The 15,502-nt window shown below is 53.1% G+C and carries 10 protein-coding genes; 6 read left to right on the forward strand and 4 right to left on the reverse strand.

The window, feature by feature from the left end:
• The first annotated feature begins 127 nt into the window (after positions 1-127).
• From KK083_RS00200 to KK083_RS00220, 5 genes are all read left to right on the forward strand, one after another.
• Positions 128-1,528 (forward strand): ATP-binding protein, encoded by a 1,401-nt coding sequence (locus tag KK083_RS00200; RefSeq protein WP_254158747.1) that lies wholly within the window; start codon positions 128-130, stop codon positions 1,526-1,528.
• A gap of 181 nt (positions 1,529-1,709) precedes the next feature.
• Entirely contained in the window at positions 1,710-3,371 is a 1,662-nt protein-coding gene (locus KK083_RS00205; RefSeq protein ID WP_254158750.1) for a response regulator, read from the forward strand.
• A 96-nt stretch (positions 3,372-3,467) separates the two neighbouring features.
• On the forward strand, positions 3,468-3,737 hold the full coding sequence (locus tag KK083_RS00210; RefSeq protein ID WP_254158752.1) for a UBP-type zinc finger domain-containing protein: 270 nt from the start codon (positions 3,468-3,470) through the stop codon (positions 3,735-3,737).
• Positions 3,738-3,843: 106 nt separating this feature from the next.
• The gene (locus tag KK083_RS00215; RefSeq protein ID WP_254158754.1) at positions 3,844-4,764 is read left to right on the forward strand and encodes a bestrophin family protein; all 921 of its coding nucleotides are present in this window, start codon (positions 3,844-3,846) and stop codon (positions 4,762-4,764) included.
• A gap of 362 nt (positions 4,765-5,126) precedes the next feature.
• The gene (locus tag KK083_RS00220) at positions 5,127-5,333 is read left to right on the forward strand and encodes a hypothetical protein (protein WP_254158756.1); all 207 of its coding nucleotides are present in this window, start codon (positions 5,127-5,129) and stop codon (positions 5,331-5,333) included.
• A gap of 13 nt (positions 5,334-5,346) precedes the next feature.
• Here the strand turns inward: KK083_RS00220 and KK083_RS00225 are convergent, their stop codons facing one another.
• Together KK083_RS00225 and KK083_RS00230 are read right to left on the reverse strand one after the other, a co-directional pair.
• On the reverse strand, positions 5,347-6,807 hold the full coding sequence (locus KK083_RS00225; RefSeq protein WP_254158758.1) for a glycine betaine ABC transporter substrate-binding protein: 1,461 nt from the start codon (positions 6,805-6,807) through the stop codon (positions 5,347-5,349).
• On the reverse strand, positions 6,804-7,574 hold the full coding sequence (locus tag KK083_RS00230) for an ATP-binding cassette domain-containing protein (protein WP_254158760.1): 771 nt from the start codon (positions 7,572-7,574) through the stop codon (positions 6,804-6,806). The genes KK083_RS00225 and KK083_RS00230 overlap by 4 nt, the downstream gene beginning before the upstream one ends.
• A gap of 188 nt (positions 7,575-7,762) precedes the next feature.
• Here KK083_RS00230 and KK083_RS00235 point away from each other — a divergent pair, with 188 nt between their 5' ends.
• A complete protein-coding gene (locus KK083_RS00235; RefSeq protein ID WP_254158762.1) occupies positions 7,763-10,651 on the forward strand; it encodes a glycosyl hydrolase in 2,889 nt (962 codons plus the stop codon).
• 186 nt (positions 10,652-10,837) lie between these two features.
• On the opposite strand, the gene KK083_RS00240 is transcribed toward KK083_RS00235, so the two are convergent.
• Together KK083_RS00240 and KK083_RS00245 are read right to left on the reverse strand one after the other, a co-directional pair.
• A complete protein-coding gene (locus KK083_RS00240; protein WP_254158765.1) occupies positions 10,838-12,178 on the reverse strand; it encodes a vanadium-dependent haloperoxidase in 1,341 nt (446 codons plus the stop codon).
• Positions 12,175-15,462: a VCBS repeat-containing protein gene (locus KK083_RS00245; protein ID WP_254158767.1), complete on the reverse strand. Its 3,288-nt coding sequence runs from the start codon at positions 15,460-15,462 to the stop codon at positions 12,175-12,177. Before KK083_RS00245 ends, KK083_RS00240 begins: the two co-directional genes overlap by 4 nt.
• Positions 15,463-15,502 lie beyond the last annotated feature (40 nt).

The following is a 15,502-nucleotide window of genomic DNA, read 5'->3' on the forward strand; positions in this document are numbered from 1 at the left end:
CGTCCAGGACGACGGTCTTCGAGGGGCACTGCCGTGGACTGTGGACTGTCGACCGTGGACGATTCGCCGTTCACTAATTTCCCGATGAGCCTGACAACTTTCCAAAAAATCTCCTACCTTTTCGGCAATGGAACAGGAAGTGCTGGCCATACTGAAAGATATCCGTGAGTTTGCCAAGGTGCCAGCGCATCAGCTGCAGTGGCTTGTGGACCACGGGAACATTACGACTTACTCCGATGGCGAAAAAGTGTTTCGCAAGGGAGATGCCATCGATAACCTGAGGATCGTGCTGCACGGGGAGGTCGGTTTTTACATGGAACAGGCAGGAAGCCTGCGTTATGTAGACGTGATCATTCCCGGGGAGATCACCGGCCTGCTCCCGTATTCCCGCCTCAAAAATTCCCCCGCTGAAGGCATCGCCAGGGGTGAAGTCACCATTTTTAACCTGCATCGCGAGCATTTTAAGGAGATGATCAGCAGCCATTACGAGCTGACGGAGTCACTGGTGCATTGTATGACCGACCGGGTGCGGGACTTCACCAAGCAGCAACAGCAGAACGACAAGATGATGGCACTGGGAAAATTGTCAGCAGGCCTGGCCCATGAGCTGAACAATCCGTCGGCGGCAGTGATCCGCGGCGCCCATGAGCTGAAGAAGCACCTGGCCAACCTGCCGGAGCGTTTCAAAGGTGTGATCCGCATCCGTACTACCGAGGAGATCGTGGACTGGGTCAATGACCTGGTATTCGGAAAGATCGCCGCGGCAGGACAACAAACGTTTTCAATGAGCGAACGGATGGATCAGGAAGATGCGCTGCTCGACTGGCTTGAGCAGAACAACATTCCCGATGCCGATGAGCTTATCGAAAGTTTTGCCGATTTTAATGTGACCACTGCAGACCTGGAGGATCTTAAGAAAAGGCTGAGGCCTGATGATTGTCCCGCCGTGATCCACTGGCTGAACCAGGTGATGATCACCGAGCGCCTGGTGAACGAGATCGCAGAAGCCTCCAAACGTATCAATACGCTGGTGACTTCCGTAAAAAGTTATACGCACATGGACCAGAACCCGGAAAAGGTCCGGGCGGACATCCATGAAGGCATCCGCACCACGCTCACCATGCTGAACCACAAGATCAAACGCAATAACGTGACGCTGATGCAGAAATTTCAGCAGGACCTTCCCAAACCGATGATCCTGGTGAGTGCGATGAACCAGGTGTGGACCAACCTGATCGACAATGCTATCGATGCCATGGAAGGAAGGGAGGGCAGTGTGCTGGAGATCAGAACGGAGAAAGACCGGGAGTTCATTCTTGTTTATATTACTGACAACGGACCGGGAATTCCCGCGGCCCTCCAGGATAAAATATTCGATCCCTTCTTTACGACCAAACCGATAGGGAAGGGCACCGGCCTTGGCCTCGAAGTTGTGCGCCAGATCATCCGCCAGCACAACGGGGAGGTTACTGTGGCTTCGGAACCGGGGAAGACGACGTTTAGAGTGTGTTTCCCGGAAGTGAGTTAGGTTAAAGTTTTCAGGTTTAAAGTTTAAGGTTTAAAGTTAAAAGTTGGGCGGTAGCTTTGTGCTTCGATTAGCTTAACACTATTGAGATCGTAGCACCATAACTTTAAACTTGAAACTTTGAACTTGAAATTTGCCCCGCGATCGCTAATGGAGACTGAATTAAACATACCTTCGAACGAAGATGAAAAAACCCATCCTACTGGCCATTGATGACGATGCACAAGTGTTGAGAGCTGTGGTGCGCGATCTGAGGAGTGTTTATGGAAAGGATTACAGGATCCTGAGCTCGGCTTCTGCGAAGGAGGCGCTGGATACCCTGAAAGACCTGAAGAATAAAAATGAAACGGTGGCGCTGTTCCTGTCTGACCAGCGGATGCCCGAGATGCTGGGGGTGGAATTTCTCAAGCAGGCCCGAACACTTTACCCTGAAGCGAAGCGTGTGCTGCTCACTGCGTATTCTGATACCGAGGCTGCCATCCGGGCCATCAACGATGTGCAGCTCGACTATTACCTGATGAAACCGTGGGACCCGCCCGAAGAGAAACTTTACCCCGTGCTCAACGATCAGCTCGACGAATGGCAGAACTATCACAAGCCTGTGTTCCAGGGCATCCGGGTGCTGGGCTTTCAGTGGTCGCCCAAGTCGCACGTGATCAAGGATTTCCTGTCGGGCAACATGATCCCTTACCAGTGGCTCGACATCGAGGCTTCGAAAGAGGCCCGGGAGCTGGCAACGCTGAACAGCATCGCGCATAAAGATCTGCCGGCGGTGTTCTTTGAAGACGGGTCGTTCATGCTCAACCCCGGGCTGAAACCTTTGGGCGAACGTACCGGCATGAGGGCTACGGCGTCAAAGACCATGTACGATGTGGCCATCATCGGCGCAGGTCCCTCAGGACTGGCGGCGGCGGTTTATGGTGCGTCTGAAGGATTGAACACGGCGCTGATCGAAAAGCGTGCGCCGGGTGGTCAGGCTGGCACCAGCTCACGCATCGAAAATTACCTGGGCTTCCCCAATGGCCTGAGCGGGGCCGAGCTTTCGCGCAGGGCTATCTCACAGGCTACACGTTTTGGCGTTGAGTTCCTGTCGCCGTTGGAAGTGGTAGACATCACGTTACAGGATAAATACAAGATCATCACGTTGAGCGATGGCAACACCATCAACGCGCGCAGTGTGATCATCACTACCGGTGTCGACTACCGTACGCTGGAAGCGGAAGATGTAGAACGTTTTACAGGCTCCGGCATCTATTACGGTGCCGCTACTACCGAGGCCCATGCGTGCCGCGAGAAGGATATTTATGTTGTGGGCGGCGGAAACTCGGCAGGCCAGGCGGCGATGTATCTCTCCGCGTTCGCCAACCATGTTTTTATGGTGATCCGCAAGAAGGATCTTTCGTCCACTATGTCGCAGTACCTCATCGATCAGATCAGGAGCACGCCCAACATCCACCTTATTCCCGAATCGTTCATCGGTAAAGTGTATGGCAATGAGCGGCTGGAGGAGATCTGCATCCAGGATATCAATTCAGGCACGCAACGCCAGGTGAAGGCCTCAGCGCTCTTTATCTTTATCGGCGCAAGGCCCGTGACGGATTGGATCAAGTCAGGCGTTATCAAGGATGAAAAATGTTTCATTGAAACAGGCCGCGACCTGGTGAAATACGAGGAGTTCAAAAAGAACTGGAAGTTGCATCGCGAACCCTTCCTGCTCGAAACCTCCAGCCCGGGGATCTTCGCTGCCGGCGATGTACGGTCAGGCGCCATGAACAGGGTGGCCTCCGCGGTAGGAGAAGGAGCGATGGCGATTAAATTCGTGCATGAATACTTAGCGGAGAATTGAAAGTTTAATGTTTCATGTTCAAAGTTTCAAGTTGAGAGTACTCCTCCCTTTGCCTAACTTTAAACCTTAAACTTTAAACTTTAAACTTCGAAGACCATGGAAGACCTTGCCTGCATTCACCTCCGCGAGTGGACGGAAGTAAAGAAACCGAAAGAGCATGTCTGCGCCGAATGTGTCAAGACCGGCTCGCGATGGGTGCACCTTCGCACCTGCCAGACCTGCGGTGTCACCCTGTGCTGCGATTCATCTCCGAACAAACACGCCACCAAACATGCCCATGAATCGGGCCACCCCGTAGCCATCTCCGCCCAGAAAGGCGAGCGTTGGGCGTGGTGTTATGTGGATGAGCAGATGCTGGAATACTAAAGTTTAAAGTTTCAGGTTTTAAGTTTCAAGTTTCAAGTTGAGTGTGCTCCTCACTTTGACTAACTTTAAACTTCGAATTTTAAACTTTAAACTTTAAACTAACCTCATGATCATCTACGAGCCCAATAAGAACTGGTTCCGTGATATATGGAACCTTACCACGAGCTGGACCATCCGGAAGATCATTAATGGTGTGCTGCTGGTAGGCGTGCTGGCCACGGTGATATGTTCGGTGTTCTATCATTTCGATATTGTTCCGTTGCTGAACTCCAGCATCTTCTCCCTGCTCGGCATTGTGCTTAGTATTCTGCTGGTCTTCCGTACCACCACGGCCTACGATCGCTGGTGGGAGGGACGCAAGCAATGGGGTGACCTGGTGAACAACACCCGCACGCTGGCGGTGATCCTGCATGCTTGTCTGCCAAAAACCGATGACGCCAGCCGGATGTATTTTGCGCGGCAGATCTCGAATTTCTGCATCGCGCTGCGCGATCACCTGCGGAAAGGTGTGAAACGCGAAGAGCTCATCGATGTGCCGGCGGAAGAAGGAGAGGCGCTCGGGCGTGTGCAGCATGTGCCCAATTACATCGCGTACCTCATCTATGACCGCATGCAGACCATTTACAAGGCAGGTGCCCTGACCGAGGCGGATATGATCAACCTGAAACCACATCACCAGTCACTTTTCGATGTGCTCGGCGCCTGCGAGCGGATCAAGAAGACCCCGATTCCCTTCAGCTACTCCGTGTATATCAAGGTGTTCATTTCGCTTTACGGTCTGATGCTCCCGTTCGGCCTTTATAAGGACTTCGGATTTTATACCATTCCGCTGACCATGTTCATTTTCTTTGCTATGATCGGCCTGGAGCTGATGGCGCAGGAGATCGAAGACCCGTTCGGCCTCGATTGTAACGACCTTCCGACCGGCGACATCGCCCTCACCATCCGCAAGAACGTGTTCGAGATCCTGGAAAACCGATCTGTAAAGGAGACTACCTCGGGTGGTATTTACAGTAAAGTGTTTTAAATGGTTGCCAGTTGCCAGTTACCGGATGGCCGGTTTAGTGGTGTAGTATCGAAGACTGGATTACTAATCGGAGACTATGCCGAGAAAGCTGAAACCTATCTCAACCGGAAACTGGCAACCGGTAACCGGCAACCAAACCGGCATTACTTTATTCCGTCACTAGTGAGGAAATACCATATTTCCTTTATACTTTACGCCACTTTTAAACGCAATCAAGCATACCTTATATTAATTTTTCCGGCGTTTCAGCCTTTCTTTTTCTGACAAACATATCATTGACACTCATTGGCACAACCAGTTACTAGTTTTCGGACGGAAACGCATGGAAGGCAATACATCAAATAAACACTCATAATTTAAAAATGGAAATCGAATCAGGAGCAGAATGTCTGCTCGATGGAAAGACAAAAGTTGTTGTGATCAGACCGCTCAACCGGTCGAAAACCGTTTTTAGCGTTCAGCTTCCCGAGAAGGGGATCGACACTGTAGACCGGAGCCGCCTCACACCTCTGGCGGCAGCAGAAGTTTCGGCAACGCCTCAAAGCGTGCCCGGACTGGCCCTTAAATAGGCATCACCATGGATCAGCGGCGCAGGTGTGCCGGGATCACGAGCTTCGCGAGCAGTTCAAATAGCAATTCCACGATCAGCGCGAGTGTTGCCGCCGGCAGCGCTCCCTGAAGGATGAGCCGTGTATTGTTCAGCGCCAGGCCTGTGACGATGAATTCTCCCAACCCGCCTGCCCCGATAAAAGCGGCAAGCGTGGCAGTGCCGATACTGATCACGGCGGCAACCCGGATCCCTGAAATGACCAGCGGGAGGGCGAGCGGAAACTCCACATACCTCAGCTTTTGCAGGCGGCTCATACCGAGACTGTCAGCAACCTTTTTAAGCACTGGGTCCACCGATTGAAGACCGGTTACCGTATTGCGGATAATAGGCAGCAGCGCATAAAGGAACAGCGCCACCACGGCCGGCAAGGTGCCGATACCCAACAGCGGGATCATTACGGCGAGCAGCGCGATCGATGGTATGGTTTGCAGCAGCCCCGTCAGGTACAGCGCCGCACCCGCCAGGCGCGGATTCCAGTAAATGATCACCCCCAGCGGTATCGACAAAAAGATCGCGGCGATAATAGCAATACAGGTAATGCCGATGTGCTCTGCCGTTTTCAGGATGATCTCTTTAGAGCTGCTTCTGGCTCCCGTGGCCTGGGTGATCAGGTGTTGCTGTTTCAGAAAATCGCTGGCTACGGTTGCAAAATCCTTTTCCCCATACAAGACGGCGGCATTCATCGCCTGCATCTTGGATTCATTCAATGTGGCTGTAAGCTGCGCGATCACCTGCCGCGCTTTTTCAGGAAGCCGGTCACTGTAAAGCGATACCGCTTCATATGCTGGAAAGAAATTGAGGTCGTCCTTGAGCAAGACCAGGTCATACTTCGTGATCTCTCCATCGGTGGAGTATGCATCGGTGACATCGATCCTTTTCTGTTCCAGCGCCTGGTAGGCAAGTCCATGCTCGAGCCCCGTAGGTTGCTGCAACAGGCCATACGCTTTTGAAAGGTTGCCCCACCCATCTTCACGTTTCAGGAACTCGTAGCTCAGCCCGATGTTCAGGTTGTTATTTTTGATAAGATCCGATATGGAGGATATCGACCGCGCTTCGGCGAGCTCCTTCGTGACCACAAGCGCATACGTATTATTAAAACCGTATGGATCCGATAAAGAGAGGCCGAAACGGGTGCGCATTTGTTCGCGGATAGCGTTCACCGTTATAGGCCCTTTCAGTTTGAGGATCTCAGAAGCGATGGTGCCCGTGTATTCCGGATAAATGTCGATCTCACCTTTTTCAAGCGCCGCGAAGCAGACCATCGTTCCGCCGAGGTTGTAGTGGCGATCAACCTCATAACCATTGGCTTCGAGCAGCTGCGCGATGATCTCGCTGAGGATATAACCTTCGTTAAAATGTTTGGCGCCAACGTGGATCTTCTGAGCAGCACAAGCAGAAGAGATCAGGAGCAGGAACAGGGTAATGAGTCTCATGCCAGGGAAGCTTCAAAGAGTTGTTTTACCACCGCTGTCGCGGGATGTTGTAGCACAGTTTCCGCCGCACCGTATTGTTCAATGCTGCCACGGTCGATCACCAGGATGCGGTCGGCCAGTTTTTTGGCTTCACGCATATCATGGGTCACAAACAGAATAGTGCGCGGTGCTTCACGCTGCAGCTTGATGATCTCCTGCTGGATCTCGAGCCGGGTCACCGAATCCAGTGCGCTTAGCGGTTCGTCCATGAGCAGCACGGGCGGATCGAGGAATAATGCCCTGCAAAGCCCCACCCGTTGTTGTTCGCCACCGGAAAGCTCGTAAGGATATTTGCCTTTGTACGACAGGGGAAGATCAACGAGCGTCATCAGCTTGTTTACCTGCGCTGCTGTTTTTGCCTTATTGTAACCGATGATCCTTGCGCTGATGCTGATGTTCTGCTCAACCGTAAGATGAGGAAAGAGTCCGTTGCCCTGGATCACATACCCGAGCTTTTGCCGCAGCACATTCGCCTTGTCTTCCTGGTAGGAGTCTCCAAAGAGGGTCACGCTTCCGGAGGCTGGCTTCACAAGCCCGTTGATCACCTGGAGCAGCGTTGATTTTCCGCTGCCACTTTTTCCAAGGATGGCCGTGCATTGATTCTCCGCGAACGACACCGAAAGATCGCGCAAAGCCTGCCGTCCATCGTAGAAATGATTGATGTTTTCCAGTACAATGGGGTTCATGGACCACGTTTGCTGCAATTTATGGAATATTTGGTTAGTCATGGTATAGTCGTCAGACCACTGCGCGCCAGCCCGCGCCTCGGTCAGTGGTCCGACGACTCCCCCGGAAAACCGCTGCCGTGGACCGTCGACTGTGGACCGTGGACTCTTCTTACAGGACACTGCATGGTAGTTATCATAACCGATTTTTATTTATTTTCCTGAAATTGATAAGGCATATGCGATACCCTGTGATCACACTAGTCCTCTTTCTTATCCTCACGCTCCCGGCATGCAGTATACAGTTTCCGCCGCAGACAACCGGTGCGCATGATCAGGATACCCTTGCATTTAATTTCCGCACACCCCCGCAGCAGTACGGCATCCGTTGCTGGTGGTGGTGGTTGAATGGCAATGTAACACGCGAGGCCATCACCAGAGACCTTGAAGAGATGAAGGCCAAGGGCTTCAGTGGTGCGTGCATCGTAGACGCGGGAGGGCAGAATCAGCAGGGCAATGGCGATGTGCCCGAGGGGCCGATGTTCGGCAGTGCCGCGTGGCGAGCGCTCTATCTGCACGCTGTAAAAGAGTCCGGCCGTCTCGGGCTTGTGCTGAGCCTGGGCATCCAGAGCGGATGGAATCTCGGTGGGCCTGACATCACACCCGAGGAAGCCACGAAACACCTTACCTGGTCGGAGATCACGGTGAAAGGCCCGTCTGATCTTAATCTTGGTCAGACGCTTCCCTTGCCACCCATTCGTGATAATTTTTATCGCGATATCGTCGCGGTGGCCTTTCCGAAGAAGAACATCGCACCAACGCGGCCACCCATCGCTGACCTTTCGCTGAAAGCAGCTTTCGTTGAAGGCAACCGCTCGGGCTACTTTACGGAGAAACTGCTCGAAGATGCTCCAGCGTCGGCTGGCGAAGAAGATGCGCTGCTGAAAGATGTTGTTGTGCTCAGCAAGAAGCCAGACAGCACGGGCCGCATTCGGTGGCAGGTTCCGGCAGGTGAATGGACCATCATGCGTTTCGGTTACACCACCAGTGATGCCCATGTCTCTACGTCAAGTGGCAAATGGCAGGGAAGGGTGATCGATTACATGAACCCGAAATATTTCAACCGTTATTGGGAGACCCATGTGGAGCCCTTGCTCAATGCTATCGGACCCATGGCCGGCAAAACACTTCGTTATCTGCAAACCGATAGCTGGGAGCTGGGGGGCATCAATTGGTCTGACCGCTTCTCCGAAGAGTTTCAGTCACGCAGAGGCTATGCGCCTCAGGCATACCTTCCGGTGATCGCCGGCCGGATCATCCAGAGTCGCGAGGTGAGCAATGCTTTTTTGGCCGACTTCCGCAAGACCATCGGCGACTGTATCGCGGAAAACCATTACAAGGTTTTTGCCGAACGTGCCCGTAAGTATGGCATGGGCATCCAGCCTGAGTCCGCCGGCCCTCACACAGCCCCGATCGATGGACTGAAGAATTACGGCTACAGCGAAATGATGATGAGTGAATTCTGGTCGCCTTCGCCACACCGCTCGAGGCAGGAAGACCGCTTCTTTGTGAAGCAGGCATCGAGCGCGGCGCAGATCTATAACAAACGGCTCGTGGGAGCGGAGGCGTTCACCACCATCGGCAGGCACTGGAACGATGTGCCCTGGGCTACCATGAAACCTCCGTTCGACCGTGAAGTATGCTCGGGACTGAACCTCGTATTCCTGCATACGTTCACCTGCTCTCCGAAAGAGATGGGCAAGCCTGGCCAGGAATATTTTGCGGGCACACACATCAACCCCAACATCACCTGGTGGAATGAATCAGGCGCCGTGTTCGATTATTTTAAACGATGCCAGTACCTGATGCAGCAAGGTAATATTGTCACCGATGTGCTTTATTATTACGGCGATCATGTTCCCAACATCGGGCATCTCAAGGCTGCGGACCCTGCCGGTGTTTTGCCTGGTTATGATTACGACCTGATCAATGAAGACAGGCTCATGACGCTCAGTGTTAGGAATGGCCAGGTCATGTTACCACACAGTATCGCTTACAAGGTGCTGGTGCTGCCCAACACGGGCACGCTTTCGCTGGCTGCGCTGAATAAGATCCGCGACCTGGTGAAAGACGGTGCCACCGTTGTGGGCACCAAACCGTCGCGGATGCTGAGCCTCTCCGGGCTTCCGAACAGTGCAGAGACATTTTCGACTCTGACAAATGAGCTGTGGGGTCAGACACCCGGCGCAGCAGGAGAGAAACAAATTGGTAAAGGGCGTGTGATCTGGGGACGTGGCGTAAGAGAGGTGCTGCTGCAGCAAGGCGTACAACCCGACCTGGAGGCACAAGGCATTTCAAAGGAGGTGTACGACTACATTCACCGCAGGTTGAACGGAACGGAGGTATACTTCATCAGCAACCAGGATCAGGCTGCTATGTCAGGTGATTTTTCTTTCCGCATCACCGGTAAGCAGCCTGAATTGTGGAACGCCGTTACCGGTGAAGTGAAAGATGCAAAAGCGTTTCACCAGGAGGGAGGAAGGACCATCGTTCCGTTGCAGCTCGAACCGTACGGCTCTGTGTTCGTTGTTTTCCGGAAGACGATTACTATGAATAGCAAAGGACCGGAGAAGGACAATAACATAAATTACCAGATGATGAAGCAGATTTTCGGTCCGTGGAAGGTTACGTTTGATACCACCCAGGGAGTTCCCGCTGCACTGGAGTTTCCGGCACTGGTAAGCTGGACCACGCGTACGGAAAAGGATCTGCGTTATTATTCGGGGAAAGCGGGCTACGCAACCACGTTCGATTTTCCGGACCTCGCCAAAGGAGAACGTTACGTTATCACACTCGGCAATGTTCAGGATGTTGGCATCGCCCGCGTTACATTGAACGGCCAGGCGTTGGGCATCACCTGGACACCACTGTTCAGGATCGAGGTCACCACTGCGCTCAGAGAAAAAGGTAACAAGCTTGTGGTTGAGGTAATCAACTCATGGCGTAACCGATTGGTAGGTGATCGCGAGCTCCCCGCAGAAAAACGTTTCACAAAGACGAACATCACCATCAAACCCGAATGGCAGCTTCTCGATGCCGGATTATTAGGACCGGTGGAGGTTAGCAAGATCGTGCCTTGATCGGGAGCGTGTCTTACGTGCCAGAAATTGCATCACTCTCGATCTGGATTACCTGCGGCACGTGAAATACCCGCACGGTCCACGGACCACGGTAGAGCGGTCAAAGCTAATCGTAGAATGGTCTTGTCATTTACACTGCACGGCTGTGGACGGTCGACTGTCGACTGTGGACCGGCGCCGCGCACACTATTCGTGCCCGGTCTTCACGTCAAAGGCAGAGGAGATCACAAACTGCCCTACACGTTTTCCTTGTGCAGCGCCCTGCTCACAGGCATCGCGAAAATGGATGCCTCCGTACAGGCGAGAGACGGCCGCCTCGTTTGCTGCCTGGTAGAAGGATTTGAATTTCCTTTCCGGGATGCCGAAGTAAACTTCAGAGGTGTCTGTGAAACCGAAATTATCGCCGAGCAGGTAAGTCAACACCACTGATACAGCGGACGATACAACGCTGTGACCACTGGTATACTCAGGGAAAGGAGGCGTTTGTAGCAAAGGGCGCCATGAAGAGTCTATCAGCTTGTTGATGGCCGTCTCCGGGCGGATCCGGTGGCTGTTGTACTTCTCCTGCCAGCAGCTGATGAAAGCATCGTGCAGCGTAAGGGCTACCAGCGTGTGCACCAGGATGGCCGAGTCAAGGGCGAGGTTCGCCTGCTTGCACGCGATACCGGTGATGCCCATCCAGTGGCCACCGGGTGAGATCTTTTTAAGACCAATGGCCATGTGGCCCGAATAGGTCACGGCAAATGGATTGCAGTCCCAGAAGCTGGCGATGGCCCTTTGTTCCGGGGTAATGTTCTTAACCGTTGTGTATACTTCCTTCATCTGCCGGTAAAATGCGCTCGTGGAATCTTTGCTATAGGGCATAGGAGCAAGGGGCGCGAACTGTGCTGCCGAGTCGAGGAAGAAAGCCCTTACCGTGCTCCACCGCGGCTCTACCGCACCCATATATTCGGGTGGTGTGGGGTACCAATGGCCTTCATCCTTCATGGGCCTGTACCGCGCGTAGGCGCTGAGCTTGTTGTAGTCGTCTGCGCGGGCATATTGCACTACCTGCCTGGCAATCTCCTGCGCATAGGCAATGTGTTGCGGCATGTTTTTGGCCGTGATCTTGCGCCCATCCCTGAAATGTTTTATTAACGCCTGCTGTTTTTCTTCCAGCATCGGTCCCGAAGGCATCAGCATGCGGCCCACTTCCAGCATGGCGTAATTGGCGCAGAAAGAAAGGTTGAGGTTGCTGCCGGCCGGAGGTGTGTTGATGGCCGGGTTCACATTCAGCTTTGTGTTCAGATCGGCAAGCCTGCCTCCCGAAGAGAGTGACAGCGCCGTTTCATAAGCCCCCAACATCGCGTAAGCATAGAACCTGCTTGCGGCCGGAGGGTTTGCCACATCGTGCAGCATCACCTCTGACAAATGAAAAACGTTATCGGCCAGCAGCTGAAGCTCCTGCTTCCGGTCTTCTTTCTGTGAATATCCCAGGACTGGTGCAAGCAGAATAAACGTGAAGACAATATTTTTGACCGATCTCATTTTCCGTTCAGTTTATAAGTTTGAATACCTACGTTGTTGATGCCCGTCAGCAGGTAGGCTTCCCCGTTGACACTGATCATTTCCATGGACTTCATATCGCCTGTGGTGCTTAAACCGGACCTCGGTTGTGGTACGTAGGTGAAATTCCCTTTTCCGTCGCCTTCCAGCAACTGGCCGAAGTTGGCGTCGATCACGCCCATCCTGATCCGTATCGAGCTCTGGTTTCCACCCAGCAGCAGGTCCATGTTGCCATCCTTGTTGTAGTCAACCAGGGTCATGGCATACAGCGGAGCGAACTGTGCCGGTGATGGGAGCGGACGTGGTACAAACTTACCCTGCTTGTTTTCAAGGTAAACACTTTCGAGCATGGTGGCTGTCAGCGTCTGCGCGGTTTTCAGATCGGCAGCAGAAAAGACGTTGTTGAGCTGGGCGTCGGCATAGGAAGCGTAGCTGGTGAACTTGCTTCTCATGCTGTAGATCTGGTCGAGCAGCTCATCGCGGCTGGCAAACGGGTACGACTTTCCCTGAATGTAATGACACAGCATCGGATCGATGGAACCATTGTTATCGAAATCTTTATACACGAGCGTGATGGGTTCTGTTGTGCTGGCGCGAAGCTGGGTATTCAATCCAAGGTTACCGGCTACCAGGTCCATATCACCATCGTGGTCGAAGTCATGGGCCATGAGCTTGGTCCACATTCCCGCGAGCGGCGCTTCGAAAAATTGATCGCTGGCCCGCTCGAGCTTTTTTCCTTTCTGGTTCAGGAACACCTCGATCGCCATAAATTCTCCGGCAACGACCAGGTCATCCCAGCCATCTGCGTTCAGGTCTGTCCACAGGGCGTCGGTCACCATTCCGGGACGCACCAGGTCACCAGCCATGGCAGCGGTGATGTTCTCAAAACGACCGCCGTTGTTTCGCAGCAGAAAACTTTCGGGTGTAACAGGATATTTGCCGGGGATCACACGCCCGCCCACGAACAGATCGAGATCGCCATCATGGTCAAAGTCACTTGCGCTCACGCACGACTTGCTGACGGGCATCGGTGGCAGCGCATCCGCCGTAAGGGTAAATTTTCCCGTACCATCGTTGAGGTAGAGCCTGTCCAGAAGCGCCTTGTCGTTTTCTTTGTAGTCATTGTATCCACCGCTGGCCACGTACAGGTCGGAGTCGCGGTCTCCATCCGCATCAAAGAAAATTGCATCGGCGTCGGTATGCTGTTTATTAAAAGGGGGAGATGCTGATTCGTCGAAGTGGCCGGTGTTGTTCTGGATAAAGACCTTCCCGGGGTTGTCCTGCGTTCCCCCAGCAAAAACATCCGTTCTTCCGTCGCCGTTGACATCGCCGGTAGCCATCACGGGTCCGCAGGGTGTGAGCATCATCGTGAGCAGGGGTTGTCTTTTAAAATCGTTGAAACCTGCTTCCGCATGAGCGTAATTCACCAGGGTTTCCGTTTTTGTGAATACCGTTTTCCTCGGCGCTGAATTTTCTGCTATCGCATTACTTTTTGTAGCAGTACCCTCGCTGACCTTCAGCACCTGATCTGCTTTGATATCCTTCATCACTGTTTCTGTTCCCGAAGGCCAGGTGATGCGAAGCGAATCAACCTTGCCGGCTTCGCCCAGGCCCACGTGCAGGCGATCGCCCACCGACGACTGAAATCCACGCGCGGGAATGTGTTCGAGGTACTGAACTTTTCCTTTGCTGTAAAGCGTTACCCTGGCACCGATGGCCCGCGTATTCTTTCCCGAACCGGTCAGCATCAGCTGGAGATAATGCTGCGAAGGGTTGCGCTCACGACTCTGGTTCCTGAAGACATCAGCGTTTGTATTCTGATTGCTGACGACAAGGTCGAGATCTCCGTCGTTGTCCAGGTCGGCGTACGTTGCGCCGTTTGAAAAATTAGGCGTTGCAAATCCCCACTCCGTGCTTTTGTCGGTGAACGTCAGATCGCCATTGTTCCTGTACATGTAGTCATGCACGGGTGTGGACGTCATGGTGCTCACGAGGTGAAATGTATCGGCTTTCTCTCTCGCTTTGGCTTTCTGAAAGTAGTAATCGCCTTTGTATTTGAGGAAGTCGCGGTTGGTATAATCGCGATAGTAGCCGTTGGTGACGAACAGGTCTTTCCATCCGTCGTTGTCGTAGTCTGCAAACAAGGGTGCCCAGCTCCAGTCGGTTTTTGAGATACCGGCGTACTGGCCGATCTCGCTGTAGGTTCCGTCGCCATTGTTCAGGTGCAGCATGTTGCGCATGTTCTGAAAATAGAAACCGTTGAGCACCATCACGGCGTTGTACTCATAGTTGTCAGGACCGTACAAAAGCTTTTGCCGTTTGTTGTCTTCCGGCAGCATGTCTACGGTGAAGATGTCGGGCCATCCGTCGTTGTTGATGTCACTTACATCGCAGCCCATGGAAAAGTAGGAGATGTGCTGCATGTATTCCGTCATGCGGTCGGTGAAGGTGCCGTCGCGGTTGTTGATGTACACGTAGTCAGGCTCCACGTAGTCATTGCATACATACATGTCGAGCCATCCGTCTTTGTTGATGTCGGCTACGGTGATGCCGAGCCCGAACCCGAGCGGGTTGCCTTTAATGCCCGCCGCGGCGCTGATGTCGGTGAAGTGGCCGTTGTCGTTCCTGAACAATTTGTGGCCGGCGTACGGGTGCCTGGTGTTCTTCACCTGGGCGAATTCAAATTCACGGATCACGGTCACGTTGTGGTTGAGCAGGTACATATCGAGATCGCCGTCGCGGTCGAAATCGAAGAACGACGCGTGTGTCGTGTGTCCGGGATCGTCCAATCCATAAGCTGCGCCTTGTTCTGTGAAGGTCAGATCACCATTGTTGATGAAGAGCTTGTTCTTTCTTTTTTCTGGATCGCCCTTACCGGAATAGCATACATAGATGTCCAGAAATCCGTCAGCATTGACATCGGCCATGGTCACGCCGGTCTTCCATCCGGAAGCACAGCTGACACCTGCCGGGGTGGCGATCTCCCTGAACTTGAAATTGCCCAGGTTGAGATACAGCGCATTGGGTTTCATGTTGCCTGTGAAGTACAGGTCTTCGAGGCCATCGTTGTTGATGTCACCGGAGGCAACACCGCCGCCATTATAAAAATATTCATAGGTAAGCACATTCGACGTGGGGCTTTCGTCGAGCTTGTTCTTAAAGGTCACACCTGTTTTCTGCGGCGCCAGCTTTTCAAAAAGGGGCTGGGCAATTACGCTGCAAAAGAAAAGCAGTGTGGCCAAACATGTGAGTAATGTTCTTTTCATGAAAAGAGATAATGGTGGAGTCTCGAGGGCTGTTACAAAC

It is taken from the genome of Chryseosolibacter histidinae, assembly GCF_018598225.1.
Classification (GTDB): domain Bacteria; phylum Bacteroidota; class Bacteroidia; order Cytophagales; family Cyclobacteriaceae; genus Chryseosolibacter; species Chryseosolibacter histidini.

Excerpts from the sequence above, each read along its gene's own strand:
- KK083_RS00210 (WP_254158752.1), top strand. The coding sequence starts at position 3,468 with ATGGAAGACCTTGCCTGCATTCACCTCCGCGAGTGGACGGAAGTAAAG.
- KK083_RS00220 (WP_254158756.1), top strand. The coding sequence starts at position 5,127 with ATGGAAATCGAATCAGGAGCAGAATGTCTGCTCGATGGAAAGACAAAA.
- KK083_RS00230 (WP_254158760.1), bottom strand. The coding sequence starts at position 7,574 with ATGACTAACCAAATATTCCATAAATTGCAGCAAACGTGGTCCATGAAC.
- KK083_RS00215 (WP_254158754.1), top strand. The coding sequence starts at position 3,844 with ATGATCATCTACGAGCCCAATAAGAACTGGTTCCGTGATATATGGAAC.
- KK083_RS00225 (WP_254158758.1), bottom strand. The coding sequence starts at position 6,807 with ATGAGACTCATTACCCTGTTCCTGCTCCTGATCTCTTCTGCTTGTGCT.
- KK083_RS00240 (WP_254158765.1), bottom strand. The coding sequence starts at position 12,178 with ATGAGATCGGTCAAAAATATTGTCTTCACGTTTATTCTGCTTGCACCA.
- KK083_RS00205 (WP_254158750.1), top strand. The coding sequence starts at position 1,710 with ATGAAAAAACCCATCCTACTGGCCATTGATGACGATGCACAAGTGTTG.
- KK083_RS00245 (WP_254158767.1), bottom strand. The coding sequence starts at position 15,462 with ATGAAAAGAACATTACTCACATGTTTGGCCACACTGCTTTTCTTTTGC.
- KK083_RS00200 (WP_254158747.1), top strand. The coding sequence starts at position 128 with ATGGAACAGGAAGTGCTGGCCATACTGAAAGATATCCGTGAGTTTGCC.